Origin of the sequence: Paenibacillus antarcticus, assembly GCF_001637225.1 — a bacterium.
Lineage (GTDB): Bacteria > Bacillota > Bacilli > Paenibacillales > Paenibacillaceae > Paenibacillus_AQ > Paenibacillus_AQ antarcticus.
On sequence record NZ_LVJI01000030.1, the window covers coordinates 79,031 to 96,609 of the forward strand.

The 17,579-nt window shown below is 41.7% G+C and carries 11 protein-coding genes; all 11 read left to right on the forward strand.

Annotation, left to right across the window (positions count from 1 at the left end; genetic code table 11):
• Positions 1-11: 11 nt before the first annotated feature.
• The 11 genes from PBAT_RS19050 (at position 12) to addA (ending at position 17,572) form a co-directional block, all read left to right on the forward strand.
• A complete protein-coding gene (locus PBAT_RS19050; protein WP_068651887.1) occupies positions 12-668 on the forward strand; it encodes a degT/DnrJ/EryC1/StrS aminotransferase in 657 nt (218 codons plus the stop codon).
• Complete coding sequence (locus PBAT_RS19055) at positions 658-1,980, forward strand: DegT/DnrJ/EryC1/StrS aminotransferase family protein (protein ID WP_068651889.1); 1,323 nt, start codon at positions 658-660, stop codon at positions 1,978-1,980. The genes PBAT_RS19050 and PBAT_RS19055 overlap by 11 nt, the downstream gene beginning before the upstream one ends.
• On the forward strand, positions 1,977-3,038 hold the full coding sequence (argC, locus tag PBAT_RS19060; RefSeq protein ID WP_068651891.1) for an N-acetyl-gamma-glutamyl-phosphate reductase: 1,062 nt from the start codon (positions 1,977-1,979) through the stop codon (positions 3,036-3,038). Before PBAT_RS19055 ends, argC begins: the two co-directional genes overlap by 4 nt.
• The gene (locus PBAT_RS19065; RefSeq protein WP_068651893.1) at positions 3,038-4,879 is read left to right on the forward strand and encodes a M20/M25/M40 family metallo-hydrolase; all 1,842 of its coding nucleotides are present in this window, start codon (positions 3,038-3,040) and stop codon (positions 4,877-4,879) included. The genes argC and PBAT_RS19065 overlap by 1 nt, the downstream gene beginning before the upstream one ends.
• Positions 4,872-5,693, forward strand: a complete 822-nt coding sequence (locus tag PBAT_RS19070) for a 1-deoxy-D-xylulose-5-phosphate synthase N-terminal domain-containing protein (protein WP_246168280.1) — start codon at positions 4,872-4,874, stop codon at positions 5,691-5,693. The genes PBAT_RS19065 and PBAT_RS19070 overlap by 8 nt, the downstream gene beginning before the upstream one ends.
• Complete coding sequence (locus tag PBAT_RS19075) at positions 5,690-6,619, forward strand: transketolase family protein (RefSeq protein WP_068651895.1); 930 nt, start codon at positions 5,690-5,692, stop codon at positions 6,617-6,619. The genes PBAT_RS19070 and PBAT_RS19075 overlap by 4 nt, the downstream gene beginning before the upstream one ends.
• The gene (locus PBAT_RS19080) at positions 6,609-7,823 is read left to right on the forward strand and encodes an MFS transporter (protein WP_068651897.1); all 1,215 of its coding nucleotides are present in this window, start codon (positions 6,609-6,611) and stop codon (positions 7,821-7,823) included. Before PBAT_RS19075 ends, PBAT_RS19080 begins: the two co-directional genes overlap by 11 nt.
• A gap of 18 nt (positions 7,824-7,841) precedes the next feature.
• The gene (locus PBAT_RS19085) at positions 7,842-9,077 is read left to right on the forward strand and encodes an ATP-grasp domain-containing protein (protein ID WP_068651899.1); all 1,236 of its coding nucleotides are present in this window, start codon (positions 7,842-7,844) and stop codon (positions 9,075-9,077) included.
• A 15-nt stretch (positions 9,078-9,092) separates the two neighbouring features.
• Complete coding sequence (locus PBAT_RS19090; RefSeq protein WP_068651901.1) at positions 9,093-9,635, forward strand: flavodoxin family protein; 543 nt, start codon at positions 9,093-9,095, stop codon at positions 9,633-9,635.
• 363 nt (positions 9,636-9,998) lie between these two features.
• Positions 9,999-13,523 (forward strand): helicase-exonuclease AddAB subunit AddB, encoded by a 3,525-nt coding sequence (addB, locus tag PBAT_RS19095; protein WP_068651903.1) that lies wholly within the window; start codon positions 9,999-10,001, stop codon positions 13,521-13,523.
• Between the two features lie 5 nt (positions 13,524-13,528).
• Positions 13,529-17,572, forward strand: a complete 4,044-nt coding sequence (addA, locus tag PBAT_RS19100) for a helicase-exonuclease AddAB subunit AddA (RefSeq protein ID WP_068652010.1) — start codon at positions 13,529-13,531, stop codon at positions 17,570-17,572.
• Positions 17,573-17,579: the final 7 nt, after the last annotated feature.

Below are 17,579 nucleotides of genomic sequence, written 5' to 3' on the forward strand. Positions count from 1 at the left end.
AAGGAGGAACCATGGCAGATTCCGTAATAAATAAAGATAATTACTTCTCGCTTTCATTCGTATTATCTAGAGTTCTTAATTCAGGGGTCATTATGAGTATTGAAAAGAATGAGAATGAATTAAAAGGTCTAGAGAAGAGCATTGGCAAGATTACCAAGGCTAAACACGTAGCTTTATTCAATAGCTATACAGGTGCCGTACATGGTGCATTATGGGGACAGAATATTGTACATGGTTCATCTACTCGACTAGAGGAACCAAGTAACCAGGAACAGAAATTTTTGAATTGGTTAGGCGTTAAATTAGAGAGTGATCTAGATATTGAACTTGGTTTTACAACCATTTTAGTGAATTGGGAGAATCTTAATGACTTAGAGTCCTTGGTTTCATCAAAGACCAAGGACTCTAAGGATCACACACTAGTATTAGATTTCACAGATTTAGGTTTTGGACCATGTGCAGCATTAGCCGTAAATGATATTTCAGTTTGGAAGAAAGCGGAGAGATTAAAGATTTTTGGTGCTTTTGATTTAAAAACGATGTGGACGCAAGAAGAAAGTGATTCTGAAATTGAGCCAGCCATTCAGTTTAACTATCGGTTGAGCCCCCTCGTGGGGGCATGTGTGAAACTAACACTGTTAAGGAGGAATCGCAGGGATGAAGACTGACTTTATACAAAAGCTGTTGGAACTTCCAACAGACGACTGGATTACAGCTGATCTGGCTTATACGGGTGGCCCTGCGGTCATTCCTGAGGATGTCAGAAAAACAAATTTCCCAATCATCACCAAGGAAGACGTCATGCAGATGTTAATCTCGATCCAGCAGGATCCAGATCGTGTGATCGATGAATTTACGGAGAAGTATCGTCAGTATGTGGGAGCCAATTATGCGATTTCTACAGCAAGCGGGACTTCTAGTCTTCACCTTGCTCTAGTGGGAGTAGGCGTACAACCAGGGGATGAGGTTATTCTGCCAGCGTTCACGTTTATTGCTACGGCACAGGCTGTTGTAGCTGCCAAAGCGATTCCGATATTTGTAGATATTGATCCGCAAACCTATTGCTTGGATCCTGCCAAAGTAGAGAAGGCGATCACAAGTAAAACGAAAGTGATCATGCCCGTCCATGTGCATGGCTTGCCAGCGGATCTCTCGAAATTAAGTGAAATAGCTAAGAAATATGCTTTACGCTTGGTTGAAGATGCTTCACATGCGCATTCAGCTTCGATTGATCATCAAATATGTGGTTCCATCGGTGATGGGGCTGGTCAAAGTTTAATGGCAGATAAGAACTTTCCTGTTGGAGGAGAAGGTGGAATAGCCTTCTTCAAGGAGAAAGAAGATTACGAGCGAGCCTTAGCTTTCCTCGAAGATTCGGGTATTGATTACAGAATGTCTTGGATAGCAGCAGCTTTTGGAATCAGTCAGTTAGAGCGTCTCCCGTATTATGATGCTATTCGAGCGAGAAATGCAGGATATCTCACGAAGGTTCTGTCGGAGACGAAGCTCTTTAGAGGTCCGATTGTACCCGAAGGTTCGAAACACAGCTATAACATGTACCGAATCAAGATATCGCCAGAGAATTTGGGTTTAGAGGATCTTCCTGATTATAAAGTGAAGGATGCTATTCAAGAACTGGCGATGAGTGAAGGTGTGTTTGCAAGAGAATGGCAGAATGTTCCGATCCCAGGGCATCTTCCTTTTAAGAACAAGATTGGTTTTGGGAACGGTTATCCATTTACATTATCTGAGCGGGATGATTTAGGTTATGACATTCATAACTTCCCGGAAACGCTGAATATGTTGCGGTCTACCTTAACGATATGCAGAGAATTAAGATCACCTATTGAATATGAAAGAATTCAAGCTTACGCCTTAGTTTTCCAGAAAATTGATGCTAATCCGGACATCATTCGTCAAATTGTAGAAAGAAACACGAATGACTCAGTCTTGTATGAAAGGGATGCTAGATTAGGATGAGTACATCGGATGATCGTATAAAACGAGTAGCTATCTTAGGCGGAACTGGTTTTACAGGCGCTGAAATCTACAGGCTGTTAAGCAAACACCCTTTTTTCAAGGTGGAATTTGTCTCTTCAGAATCGAAAGCTGGAAGTCCCGTAGATAAACACTTTATGGCGTTTAGGCATGGGAAGAAATCGAATGCTCTTAAATTTAGTAAAATTTCTGACTTGAATAGTAACTATGACATCATATTCTCCTGTTTACCGACGGGGGTTCTGCCCCAATTTATTAATCAGATATCCCTGCATACGGACTATATTTTCAATGTAAGTGGTGATTACAGAGTTTCGGACCTGGATCTCTTGCACAAACATTATCCAGAGACGCTACAGCATGAATTCGAAGGATCTAGTTATTACTATATTCCTGAGTTTAGTGAAATTGATCATCAAGTTAAAGTTGTAAATCTCCCAGGTTGTATGGCTGTAGCAACGATATATAGCTTATATCCACTATTGGCCCATGACTTAATTGAGAACCGTATCGTATCTGATGCTAAAACAGGCTCTAGTGGAGGCGGGAAAACGACGACCGAGCATCATGCTGAGCGTACGAATAATTTTCGCCCGCATAAAGTACATGGGCATAGACATAAGCCAGAGATCGAATTTGCCTTCAAGACTTATTTTCAAAAAGAAATTGATCTACAATTTTCTACGTTTAGCCTTGATCTACCTAGAGGCATCATGGTTACGTCATATTCGGTTCTAAAAGAGGGTGTTTCTGAGATTGATGTGAAAAAGGCCTTTTATAGCACATATTCATCCACACCGTTTATTCATTATTTCAATTCTAACGTTGGACATAATTCTAATCCTATGATCAAAACGGTAGCGGGTACGAATTACGCCGAAGTGGGTGTATATATCGACGGAAAGAATTGTGTATCTATCGCCAGTATAGATAATTTAATAAAAGGTGCTGGGGGACAAGCGATTCAGGCTGCAAATCTCTATATGGGTTTCCCAGAGGAGACCGGGTTGCGATCTGAATTGGAAGGGGTATGGCCTTAATGGATCACTTATACGTTATTAAATTAGGAAGTAGTACCCTGGTGAACCATCCGGAAATATTTGAGGAAATTGCTGCAATTGTACACAGAGGTGGCAAGATTCTCTTGGTAGCAGGTGGCGCCGAAGGGATTAAACAGAAATATAACAGTATCGATCGTGAGATGCCATTTCTTACGTTAGTCAGTGGGGATGAAGTTCGTTACTGTTCGCCTGAAGAAATGCCTATTATTCGCGCTGCTTATGACGAATTTATTATTCCGATCGTAAATGATAATTTGAAAAAACATCATCTTGAAGTGTACTCGCAATCTGGTGGAGAGAATGACATCGTCTTTGGCGCAAAAGCTAAACCTCTGAAAGTATTAAAAAACAATAAACCTATCATTGTCAGAGATTCGTTATTTGGTAACTACACAGGCTGTAATGTGGAATTCTTGAAAGCTACATTAGCTACATTTGATGTCGTGTGCCTGACACCTCCCATCATAGATAAAGAGCTTGGCGAGTTCATTAATATTGATGCTGACGTGTTAGCAGCGCATTTAGCGATCGAGTTAGAAGCGCAACATCTAAGGTTTGTCACGAGTACGTATGGAATACTTACGACCATAGAAGATGAAAGATCAACCATTTCGGATGTTTATTTAGGTGACGAAATACATTCGATTAAAGGAAGAATGAAACAAAAGGTACGGGCTGCAAATTTAGCGATTCATCATGGGATTTGCGATGTATGTATTACCGGACCTCATACATTAGAGGGCACAGGTAAAACGTGGTTTTGGAATATGGAAAAAGATCTAAATGATATGGACTTGTTGAATAAGGTTGTGCGTATTCCTTCGATTTCTCAAGGTGAACATGAACTAGCTCGCTATTTGTTGGATACGATCCAATATCCAGGCGTTTCAGGCCGAATTGATGAAGTTGGTAACATTGTGTTTCAAAAAGGCAATGGACCTAACAAGCTCTTGCTTTTAGGGCATTTGGACACAGTTCCGCATATTTGGAAGGTAGAAAGTGATAGTCAGGGTATTACAGGCAGAGGTGTAGTAGATGCCAAAGGGTGTTTCGTAAATTTTATTCATATGTTGAGAGATGCTGAGGTACCTTCGAACGGTTCTTTACTGGTCATTGGTGCCGTAGAAGAAGAAATATCCTCTTCTAAAGGAGCGCATTACATTAAGGATCATTACAGTGCTGACGCTGTGATTATTGGTGAACCTAGTGGAGAAGGTAGTCTAACGTTGGGCTATTATGGACTTTATAAATTGGAGATTACGATCAGTCGACCGCAAGAACACACCGCTGCCAAGGATGCGCTGAGTGTCATCGATCAATTACATGTGGTTGTCGAAGAAATACGTTCAAGGGTGCAAAATATAGACCCACAATGCCTTTCTTCACTCATTGATATTCAACACACCAATGACAAAGGGATACTCACGGTAACAGGGATACTCAATTTTAGGATTTCACCACCTGCTGGCAAGGCATACGCTTCGAAGATCGAATTGGATTTCGGCGAAGAGGTAATTGTGAAGGTCTTACGGGCAACACCAGGATTTGCGAATCCACGTAATTGTGTATTGGTCAAAGCATTTATTCGTAGCTTCGCTAAGGAAGAAAAGTCCATTCATTATATAAAAAAACGGGGCACCAGTGATATGAACACATTGGCAACGACATGGGATGCTACGCCAATGGTGGCTTATGGACCTGGAGATTCCAGCTTAGATCATACGAATCATGAATATTTGCATATTCAAGAGGTGGAAGCAACCAGAACTATTCTTAAAGAAGCGGTTGGAGAATGGTTTAGGCTGAAAGGGAGTGAATAATATAGATACCTTATATGAGTATGAGCCTATTCCGTATTCAGAGCACCTAAATAACTTGGTTGCACTCACCAAAGAGGCAAGGAAACTGATTATAGATATGGCGGCATCTGAGACGGGGTGCCATATTGGTGGGAGTTTATCCGTTATAGATCTTCTTATAGGGGTGTATTCCAAGTATGTAAAAGACGAGAATACGACTATTGTTCTTAGTAAAGGCCATACAGCGGCGGCGTTGTATGCCACTCTTTATCTTTATGATCTCATTGAAGATAACCCTGCGGAATCATATGGTCAAAAGGGCTCATTATTTACAGGTCATCCCAATCATAAACTTCCGCATATTCCATTCTCCACAGGGAGCTTAGGACATGGTATTCCTTATGCAGCAGGATGGGCATTAGGGCAAAAAGTGAAGAATCAAGATGGATTAGGGATCGTATTAGGTGGCGATGGTGAGCTACAAGAGGGTCTATGTTGGGAAACAGCTCAAATCATTCAAGCCAAATCAATCTCAAATTTTGTGTATATCGTAGATTGTAATGGCGGTCAGAATGATGGGTATGTGAGTGACATATCGCCGATTCATAACCTGAGACAACGATTCGAATCTTTTGGATTTCAAGTGGAAGAAATAGATGGTCATAACATGGAACACATTTTAGCAGCCTTAGAACTCAGTCATGAGAAACCATTAGCTCTGTTAGCAACAACGATTAAAGGAAAGGGTGTAGAAGCTATTGAGGGGAATCCCGACGCTCATTATGCCAAAATTCCAGAGAGAGTCGCTAGCAAATGGAAGAGGAGTTTAGTATGAGCAAATCAGGAAGGGATTCATATAGGGATGAACTCACAAAGTTAGCTTTTAGTAATGAACAAATCATTTGTATTGAAGCAGATTTGGGTGGTAAGAACCATCCGTTTGAACAAAGTCATCCCGATCGTTTTTTTAATTTAGGGATAGCAGAGTTGGCTAGTATTGATATAGCGGCTGGACTGGCAGAAGCGGGATTTGTTCCGTTTTTTTCAAGCTTTGCTTCATTTGCAGCTGTTAGAGCTGCGGAAAGTATAAAGTTAGCCATGGGATATATGGAGAAAAATATTAAAATAGTTGCTGCTTATGGTGGTGTTTCAGGGGGATGGTTTGGAACGACGCATCATTGTTTAGAAGATATTGCGATTATCCAATCGTTCCAGAATATCCGAATTGCTTGTCCCCATGGAGAGTTAGAGACGAGAAGAGTGATAAGGGAAGCGGCGGAATCGAAGGAACCCTATTATATTCGTCTGGCTCGCAATGCTGTTTATGACAGTCTGGATCGAGCGGAGGAAAGTAGCTGTAAGGATATTCTTATTGAAGGTAAAGTACACACCAATGCCAAGCTATGCTTGATATCCATTGGGGAAGAGGCGACCGAGTTATGTAAAACGATTGTGCAAGAGAATGATTCGGTTGTTCATGCACATTTATGTTACGTAGATATAATAAGTTTAAAAAGTTATATCGGTGATTTAAAGCAGCTCTCCGATACAATTCTTGTCGTTGAAGAACATCGAGCTACAGGAAGTTCAGCTTCTAATCTAGCTTTATTAATGCCTGAATGTAAAGTCTACTCCCATGACTGCGGTGAGAAGTGGCCCATGTATGGTGGCACGCATAAAGATGTACTTGATTACTTAGGGTTTGGACTTGAGCCTCTTCAACAGCAAATACATTTAATAGGGGGTACTGATGGTTTTTAGCGTTCTAAAACCAAGAAATTTCCGTCATTTTTTCTTATCTGACATCATTTCTGGATTTGGAGTAGGCATGAGCACCATTGGAGCGAACTGGTTTCTTATGGATCAGACCGGTTCTATCCGACTGATTGGATTCATGCTTTCTCTAAATGTGATTGCAGGTTTAGTGATTTCGCCCTTTGTTGGCACGTTGACAGATAAATTTAATCGCAAAAAAATTATTTTATGGACTAATTTATTTCGTACCTTAGGCATAGCTGCGGTGATTGGTCTCTTTTTAATATTTGGATTTCATACGGAGTATCTTTACGTGTTTACGATCATTAACGGCATGAGTTGGTCCATTTATATGTCAGCATCGAGAAGTTTGGTTCAAGAACTTCTGAGCGAGAAGGAACTAATCAATGGTAATTCTTTAGTCGAGATCAGCTTACAGGTCGGTATGTTTATGGCGGGTGCGGCTTCCGGTATATTGTATAAATATTTTGGATTCGAACTTATTCTCGCGATCAATGCCATTGCGTTTATTGTAAGTAGCTATTTCTTATACCGAGTTCATTACGATCCGATTGTGATCGAGAATAAAGAGGAGACCTTTTATGCTAACTTCAAAGATGGCATTAGCTACTTGAAGGAGAGGCCCTATATTTTCTGGATAGGTGTTGTGGCGATCGTTCCATTAATTTCTACGATGATCTATAACGTCGTTCTCCCGGGCTATGTAAATAACTCCGTTGGCGGTGATTCCATTGTGTTCGGATTATCCGATATGTGTTATGGCATAGGAGGACTGATATCAGGGTTTATTGCAGCACCGTTTGCTCGAAAAATAACAAAACAAGGCACAATTGCACTCTTTTTCCTACTATCCATTAGTACGTTACTTGCTTTGGCATTTAACCAATATATATTTGTCTTATATATAGGAAGTGTATTCATTGGTCTAACGAATTCTTCGTTAAGAATCTTAATGAATACAACGATCATGGAGACGGTATCTAAGTCTTATATGGGTAGAGCTTTATCTGTGTGGATGGCGATTTCGCTTCTATTACAGACTGTTTTCGCAACAGGTCTAGGTGTATTGATCGAACGTTATTCTGCAGGGGTAGGTTTTATTTGTATGAGCGTTCTCATGTTATTAGGTTTTGCACTCTATCAAGTGCTAGGAAGTAAAGTGAAAGCCAAAAAAACCTTAACCGTTTAATGAAGTGGAGGGAACGAGATGAGTAGTGAAAAGATAGTCGCATTTGTGGAGCCGAGTTTTTATGGGGTAAGTTTTGTTAGAGCAGCATATGAGCAGGGTTTCAAGATTATTGCTATCGTATCTTCTGATGAAAATCCTGTGAAGTATGGGTACGAGGGGATTTATCATGATCTGATTATTGCAGATATTCGAGATGAAGATGCTTTGTTTGAAGCGATTACGAATTCTGAATATCACAATAAACTCGATGCTTTGATACCTGCGACCGATTATGCCTCACATCTTACAGCGAAGGTTGCACAACGACTGGGTCTTAAAGGAGTGCCTTATGAGGCAGCGCTCAAATCAAGGAATAAAGATTTGGCCAGAGAAGCTTACGCAGCTCATGATGTTCCGAGCGCAAAGTTTAAGAAAGTTAAAACCTATGAAGAAGCAGCATTAGCAGCAGAGGAGATTAGATATCCGATCGTCCTGAAGCCAACCAATGCTTCGAGTAGTCAAAATGTGTTTTTTATCAATAGTTCAACTGAGCTGAAACAGGCTATGGCTGAAATTATTGGTTTTAAAGAAACCTATATGAATTTTAAAGTCCGAGAGGAATATCTAATAGAAGAGTATCTGGATGGACAGGAATTTAGCGTGGAACTCTTTTTACAAGACGGGAACCCGATATTCTCTACCGTTACGGAAAAAACAACATCACCACTACCTTACTTTGTTGAGATCGTGCATACGTTACCTACTTCAGTTTACTCTGAGCGAGGAGAAGATATCATCAATACAGCTGTCAGTGCTCTAAGGGCGATAGGACTTATAAATGGGCCCAGTCACGTAGAGATTAAGCTTACAGATGACGGACCTCGAATTATTGAAGTGAATGGCAGACCTGGTGGAGACAATATTTCCTCTGATTTGTTAATTCAAGCCTTAGGGTTTGATATCTTCAAAGCGACAGTGAGTTATTATTTGGATCTTCCCATCGACATTCATATAAATCACAACAGAGCCGCATCTGTAGCGTATTTGATTGCTGATAAAGATGGAACAGTTTCGAATATTCGAGGGCTTGAACATATCGATAATCATGAAAATGTTATTCGTTCTCATTTTTCAGTTCAATTAGGGGATCAGATTTCTGTTCCTAAAAGTTCGGATGATCGATTGGGCTATGTTATTACGGTTGGCAGCACGCCAATAGAAGCCAGAGAATCCGCGGTAGCATTAATACGAAATATTGAATTGATTTATACTTAAGGAGGCGAATTCACGATGGGAATTGTAGTTCTTTACGGAAGTTCTCGAAGAGACGGAAATTCAGACACGCTGGCAGATTTATTGGTCGAGGGATTAGATGTGGATCGAATATATTTGTCGGACTATAATCTTCAACCCATAGTAGACTATCGTCATACTGAAGCTGGAGCATACCCAGACGATGATTACCATGAACTAATTGACAGAGTATTGGAGCAGGATACGATTGTGTTTGCGACACCGATCTACTGGTATGGCATATCAGGCGTTTTGAAAACCTTTGTTGATCGTTGGTCTCAATCATTACGTGAAAATAGGGAACATTTCTTAGCCGAAATGTCTGCGAAAAAAGCATATGTCATCGCTATTGGGGATGATGAACCACATGTGAAAGGACTACCTCTTATCCAACAATTCCAATATATTTTCGATTTCACACGTACTCAATTTGACGGTTATATTATCGGTGAGGGAAATAAACCGGGTTCGATTCTGGAGGATGCAGCTGCTCTTACTCGTGTGGAAGAACTAAGGCGCAGATTCACGATTAAGGACTGATCATAGTTGTTGTTATTAAATAATCCACCAAGGATGTACTTGGTGGATTATTTGTGTTTGAATTTACGACTTAGTCATCGGTATACATCAATATGGATATAATCTATCAGTTTAGGCGTAAGGCCGAGTATGTTATAGTATATAGTAGCGGTAGGAGTCGATTTTATTGTAACTTCATGGAAATGTACCTCGCATATTGGTATTATTGGTCGTTAGGATACTTCCATTTTACTATTTAATGCCTCGGTGCATTTTTGTTTTTTCTATATAAATAGCAGGAAGTAGTTTGGATAGTTCAAGAGACCCTTGTCCCATCCGCTGAAGTGAATACGAAGAGGCTATTTCAAATAAAGGAGGCATCCCATGTCGGTTCATTTTCTTTTAGGACGTTCGGGAAGCGGTAAGACCACAAGTATCATGCAAGATATCTCTACACGACTGAGCAGAGAACCTCAAGGTAAACCTATGATTCTTCTCGTGCCTGAACAGGGCTCTTTTCAAGCTGAACACGAATTGGTTACATCAGGTCCTATCAACGGAATTGCGCGGGCACAGGTGCTTAGCTTCCAACGTCTAGCTTATCGGGTCATGCAAGAGACAGGTGGATCGGCACGTGTAGGCATTAGTGAAGAAGGAAAAAGAATGCTGCTCTACAAAATCATCCAAAGGCGTAAAGATGAATTGAAGCTATTTGGTCCATCAGGTGATCAAATGGGTTTCGTAGGTCGTCTTAGCAAACTCTACACGGAGATGAAACGCTATTGTATTGATGCTAATCATGTAGGGGAACAGATATCACGGATGCACGTAAACGGATCGGGCACGCCAATTTTACGAGATAAACTAGGAGATATTCTAACGCTCTATCGTGATTTCGAGCAAGAATTATCTCCTTTATATATGGATAATGAAGATCATTTAATGACGCTAGCAGAAGCTATTCCGAATTCTTCTTATATAAAAGATGCAGACATCTGGATTGATGGTTTTCATGGGTTCACACCACAAGAATTTATGGTGTTACAGCAAATGATCTCGTGTGCTTCTTCTGTAACGATAGCACTTACGCTTGATAAGGCCTTTGCCCCAGGGATGTTACCTCATGAACTGGATCTATTTCATCCATCAGCAACCACCTATGTGAAGTTAAAAGGAATGGTTACGGAACTAGGTGTGGACTCAACAGATACCCTACTAGGACCGGATATTCTTCCAAGATTCAAAGAAAGTCCAGAACTTGCTCATATGGAACAAGGGTACGATCGTCGTATTCCTTGGCGTGGTGAATCAGTAGATCATGAGAATATGGATCAACATGGCATCTCTATTCATGTAGCAGTAAACCGTCGTGCAGAAGTGGAGGGGGCACTGCGTGAAATGCTTCGACTCGTTCGTGAGGAAGGGGCTAGATTTAGAGATATCGCTATCTTTGTAAGGCAAATAGGAGATTATGAACCTATCTTAGGTCCGCTTTGTCGCGACTATGGCGTTCCGTTCTTTCTCGATCAGAAGCGGAGCGAACTTCATCATCCTTTGGTAGAGTTTATTCGCTCTTCTCTAGATATTGTGAATCGGCGATGGAGATACGAAGATGTGTTTCGTTGTATCAAGACAGATTTACTGCTCCCATTAGATGGTTCTCTAGATCGTACGGATATGGATCGGCTAGAAAATTACGTATTAGCGTGCGGAATTCAGGGATACCGCTGGACAGATGAACGCCCATGGAGAGCGACACCGAGTCTTTCACTTGAAAATGACGGCATAGATCGGCAGAAGAACGGTGAGCAGTTACTTGAATTGATGGAACGCTGTCGTGCAGCGGTTAGTGGACCATTGTTTTCTTTTGAGAAAAGATTAAAGGCAGGGAAGACCGCTCGTGATTTAAGTACTGCGGTATATCTTCTGTTGGAGGATGCGGGTGTTCCACAGAAACTAGATGCTATGAGCCATGAAGCTTTAGAATCTGGTCAACCAGAAGCAGCACGAGAACACCGTCAATTATGGGGTGCTATTCTAGATTTACTTGATCAAATTGTGGAGTTAATGGGTGAAGAGAATATCAGTGTTGAACTGTTTACAGGGATACTAGAAACAGGACTAACGGAAATGAAGTTGTCTTTAGTGCCACCATCCATCGATCAAATATTAATTGGAAACATGGACCGTACACGTACAAGTGGTGTGAAATATACGTTTCTATTAGGGTTCAATGATGGCGTTGTTCCTGCTGTTATCCAGGAAGATGGTGTATTGACGGAAACTGAACGTATGTTATTAACCGATACAGGGATGGAGCTTGCTCCAAGTATCTCGCGGAAGTTGTTAGACGAAAGATTTCTTATTTACAATGCGTTAACTTCAGCGAGTAAACATGTGTGGATTTCTTATGCGTCAGCGGATGAAGAAGGCAAAGTACTCTTACCTTCAGAAGTGATTCGACATGTAAAGAAAATGTATCCATTGTGCAAGGAACAACCACTATTAGGACAACCACAACGAGAGCAATCACTCAAAGAACAACAAGATTATGTAACCAATCCGCAAGTGACGTTAAGTCATTTAATTGTACAGCTACGTAAATGGAAGAATGGCGCTGATATTCCTGACTTTTGGTGGGGAATTTACAATTGGTATTTACAACAAGCGGAGTGGCGTGAGCCTCTGTCTATGCTGCTACGATCATTGTTCTATGTCAATGAGACATTACCGTTGGAAGCTGATACGAGTCGTAGGTTGTATGGCTCTAAGGTAAGAACTAGTGTGTCGCGGATGGAGAAATTTGTTGCTTGTCCATTCTCGCACTTTGCTTCGCATGGCCTTAAGCTGAAGGAACGCCAGATGTATCGCTTAAAGGCGCCTGATATTGGTCAATTATTCCACTCAGCGTTAAGTGATATGGCTACACAATTTCAGAATCGAAGTATTAGTTGGGGAAGCTTAACGGCTGATGAATGCCGGCAGGAAGCAAGCATCGCAGTGGATCGCTTAACACCACTTTTACAAGGAGAAATCTTACTTAGTTCCAAACGATATGCGTATATTTCAAGGAAATTAAAGAATATTGTCGGAAGAGCCTCCATCATTCTTGGTGAACATGCAAGACGAGGAAACTTTGAGCCTATTGGATTAGAGCTTGATTTTGGTCCAGGGAAGACGTTACCTCCTTTAATCTTTCCACTACCGAATGGTTCAGTCATGGAAGTTATAGGTCGAATTGACCGTGTAGATATGGCGCAGGGAGCACAAGGGATGATGTTGAGGGTTATTGACTATAAATCCAGTCAGAACGATCTTAAGCTACATGAGGTGTATTACGGATTATCGCTTCAATTATTAACCTATTTGGATGTGTTGTTAACGTATTCGGAGGAGTGGTTGGGAGCGGCAGCGATGCCGGCTGGTACGCTATATTTCCATGTACATGATCCATTGTTGCAATCTGCGAATGGGATGAATGCTGAGCAAGCTGCGGATGAATTGCTCAAACGGTTCAAAATGAAGGGGCTTCTGCTATCCAATCGGGATGTAATTGCACAGATGGATACGTCTTTAGATAAAGGGCATTCAGCTATACTGCCAGTTGCTGTAAAGTCCGATGGAAGTTTCTACAGTAGTGCAGCTGTGGCGACATCGGAGCAATGGGATAGTCTATTATCCTCGGTTCGGAGCAATATTGTGAATATAGGAACACGGATTACGGAAGGTGATGTCAAGATTGAACCTTATCGGATTCAGCATGAGACAGCCTGTACGTTCTGTTCCTATAAGCCAGTCTGTCATTTCGATGAAAATGTTGAGGGTAACCATTATCATATCATGGGCAAACCGAACAAATCACAAGTATGGGACATGCTGTCAAAGACTCAAGGAGGAGATACACCGTGATTGAAATGGCTAAGCCGGAAGGTAGTATGTGGAGTGACGATCAGTGGAAGGCGATTTCGCTTAGCGGTGATCATATTCTTGTGGCTGCAGCAGCAGGTTCAGGAAAAACAGCTGTATTGGTTGAAAGAATCATACGTAAAATTATGAATGAGGAACAAGGGTTTAGTGTAGATAAATTACTCGTCGCGACATTTACGAAGGCAGCAGCGGCTGAAATGCGCCAGCGAATTCGTGAGGCATTGGATAAGGAATTAGAGAAGGAGCCAGATAATGCACACTTACGTCGACAGCTTGCATTATTAGGTAAAGCATCGATTACAACACTTCATTCATTTTGTATGGAAGTGATTCGTCGTTACTATCAGTGGATTCCTTTAGATCCGGGCTTTCGTATCCTGAATGAGAATGAAGCGGAATTGCTACGACAAGAAATTCTGGAGGAATTATTTGAAGAGAAGTACGGCGAGGCAGAAGACGGAGGAATCTTTCTACGTCTTGCTGATTGGTTCAGTGGTGAACGTAGTGACGATGCGCTGTATCTCCTTGTGCAGAAACTGTATGACTTCTCGCGTAGCCACTCTTGGCCAGACGAGTGGTTACGTCAAATGGCATCAAATTTCTCCGTTTCTGATCCGTCCGAGCTAGATGATAGTCCTTGGGTGAAGAGTATTGTCAAGGATGCTAAGTTGTCTATGGCTGGTGCAGCGGGTTTATTACATCAGGCCATTTCAATAGCGATGTTACCTGGGGGACCCTCACCGTATGTAGATAATTTAAGAGATGATTTGGAAATGGTCGAATCCCTTAAAGAATGTCTTGAGGACTTCCCTTGGAATGCTCTTTATGATGCTTTCCAAACGATCTCATTCGGTAAATTGAAAAGTTGTCGCAAAGATGAGACAGATCCTGATTTACAAGAACGTGTTAAGGAATTGCGAGATAGTGTGAAAAAAATATTGAATGATCTTAAAAGCTCATTGTTCGGTCGATCTGCAGAGACGTTCATGTCAGAACTTCATGAGGTTGCTCCAGTGATGGCGGAGCTATCTGAGGTTATCATTGCCTTCAGTCAGCGTTATCAAGAACAGAAACGGGCTAGAGGGCTCGTGGACTTCAGTGATCTAGAGCATTACTGCTTGCAGATTCTGCGACATCCTGATTCGTCTGTCGATCAACTCCTTCCATCTGATGCTGCTATTGAATATAGAAAGCACTTTGACGAGGTGCTACTGGATGAATATCAAGATACCAACAGTGTACAGGAGGATATCGTAAATCTGATTTCTAGAGATCAGCCAGGGAATCGGTTTATGGTAGGGGATGTCAAACAAAGTATATATCGATTTCGTCTTGCAGACCCTGGACTTTTTCTGGACAAGTACGGCAGATATGGCTTAGAGGGTGAAGAAGGAATCGTTATTGACCTTGCTCGGAATTTTCGCAGTAGACATCAAGTATTGGATGCGGTAAATGTACTATTCCGACAAATGATGGATGAGACTGTAGCAGAAATCACCTACAATGAGCGGGCAGAATTAGTATATGGCGCATCATTTCCTGGTGCGCAAGAAGGTGAGATTGATTCGACGTATACCCCAGAACTACTATTAATTGATCGTGGTAATGGCGGTAAATCAGGCGAAGTCGAGGTGTCTGAGGGAGAAGAGAACACCCTTTTACAAGAAGGTGAGTGGGTGGAGATGGAGACTGCTCAACTAGAGGCACGAGCCATTGCAGCTAAGATAAAAGAAATGACAGGGGAAACTGGAGATCCTATGCTCATTTACGATAAGTCCTTAAAAGTAATGCGTCCTGTCGCTTATGGTGATATCGTTATTCTTCTTCGATCTGCTTATATTTGGGGACCTCTGATTATGGAAGAATTACGACAACAAGGTATTTCTGCTGATGGAGAACAGAATCAAGGTTATTTCGAGGCAACAGAAGTTGCGATTATGTTGTCTCTACTGCAAGTGATAGATAATCCTCAACAGGATATTCCACTAGCGAGCGTTCTACGATCACCTATTGTTGGACTAACGGAGGAAGAATTAGCTCAGATTCGCGTGTGCGCTAATGGTCCTTTCTATGAAGCTGTAATTGCAGCTGCAGGCATGGAGAAAGATTTCGAAGGATATGTGCAGCTGGATACGCAAGAACCGATTCATAGCGTGCATAAAGAATTGGCTGCGACATTAGAAGAAGTTCCTATGATTATGAATGAAGCGCTAATTCTACCATCAGACAATAACAAGACTACAGATATAAAGGGTATTTCTTCTGAGCTACGATATAAAATGCAAGAGTTTCTTAGGAAATTAGAAGAATGGCGACAAGAGGCGCGTCGAGGAAGCCTAGGAGACCTCATATGGCACATATATGGTGAGACTGGTTACATGGACTGGGTAGGTGGATTACCTGGAGGAGGGCAACGTCAGGGCAATCTGACAGCTCTTTATGACAGAGCTGTTCAGTATGAACAGACGACATCATCGCGTGGATTATTCCGTTTCTTAACATTTATCGCAAGGCTCCGTGATCATGGTTCTGATCTAGGTAGTGCAGGAAGATCGGATAAGCAAGATAACGCAGTCAGAATAATGACGATTCATAAGAGTAAAGGGTTGGAATTTCCAGTTGTCTTCTTAGCGGGAATTGGAAAGACATTCAATCAACAGGATTTGAACTCACCCTTTCTCATGCATAAGGATTTGGGATTTGGACCGAAGTTCGTGGATCAAGAGATGCGGGTAAGTTATCCCACGTTGCCTAACCTTGCGATACGCCGCAGATCGCAGCAAGAACTGCTTGCTGAGGAAATGCGGGTGCTGTATGTAGGGTTAACACGACCAAAAGAGAAGTTAATCCTTGTGGGTACGACTAAGGATCTTACTAAAAAAATATCATCATGGACGCAAGTTCAGAGTCACCAACCTTATATGCTTCCTGATTATGTGTTATCGAGGGGACGCAGTTATCTGGATTGGATTGGTCCAGCCCTGATTCGACATCCCGATGCAGAACTACTGAGAGGAATTGGGGGCGTAGCGGGACCAACTTCTCAGGTATTGAATGATGTTCCTTCATCATGGATGGTGTCGGTTCTTTCGGCGGATGAACTTTCACAAGGCTTAATCGCGGGTACGGATGGAGATCAAGAGGTTTCTCAGAATCGTGAACTAAAGTTACAAGCCATGTTGAATAGAGAAGCCATACCGTTGTCAGCAGTGGAGAGTAGTGAGGTAACAGCTGCTGCTGATTTAGTGAATATAGAGAATAAGCTTGGATGGAAGTATCCATATGCTATAGCTACGACACTCTCCGCTAAAACGTCCGTAACTGAGATGAAGAAGTTGCTCTCCTTACAGGAGCTTCCATCTTTGGATTGGATAGAAGAGAAGAAAGTTCAACATCAAGAAGAATCTACCTTGCAGCTTAGACGTCCTAAATTTATGGAAGAGAAAAGCATGAGCCCAACAGAGCGAGGAACGGTGTACCATACGCTTATGCAACATATTCCACTTCGTGGAGAACCCGTGAATACTACAGTAGTTCAAGAAACCCTTAATCGACTTGTTGAATTACAGATCGTGACGAAAGAGCAAGGCGACATGATCAACTTGGATCAAGTGGTAGCTATGTATGATACCGAGATGGGAACGAGATTACTTGCTGCCACATGGATTGAGCGAGAATTACCTTTTAGTTATGCGCTCTCGGCAACAGAAGCTCATCAAGGACTGAATTTTGTGAAGATTCTATCGCAATCTGATGAACAGGAATCATTAATGACTGCAAGAGAGTTGGATCATGAGACAGTGTTAATTCAAGGGGTTGTGGATTGTATTTTCAGAGTAGATGGGAAGTTAGTTCTCCTGGATTACAAGACGGATCGTGTGCTGGAACAACGTGGTGGAGTTGAGGCTCTAGTAGAACAATACCGTTTCCAATTAGAGCTCTATGGTAAAGCATTAGAAGATATCATGGGTGAGCCTGTAAGTGAGAAGTGGTTGTACTTCTTCGATGGATCACATTTGATTCAGATATAATTCGGGT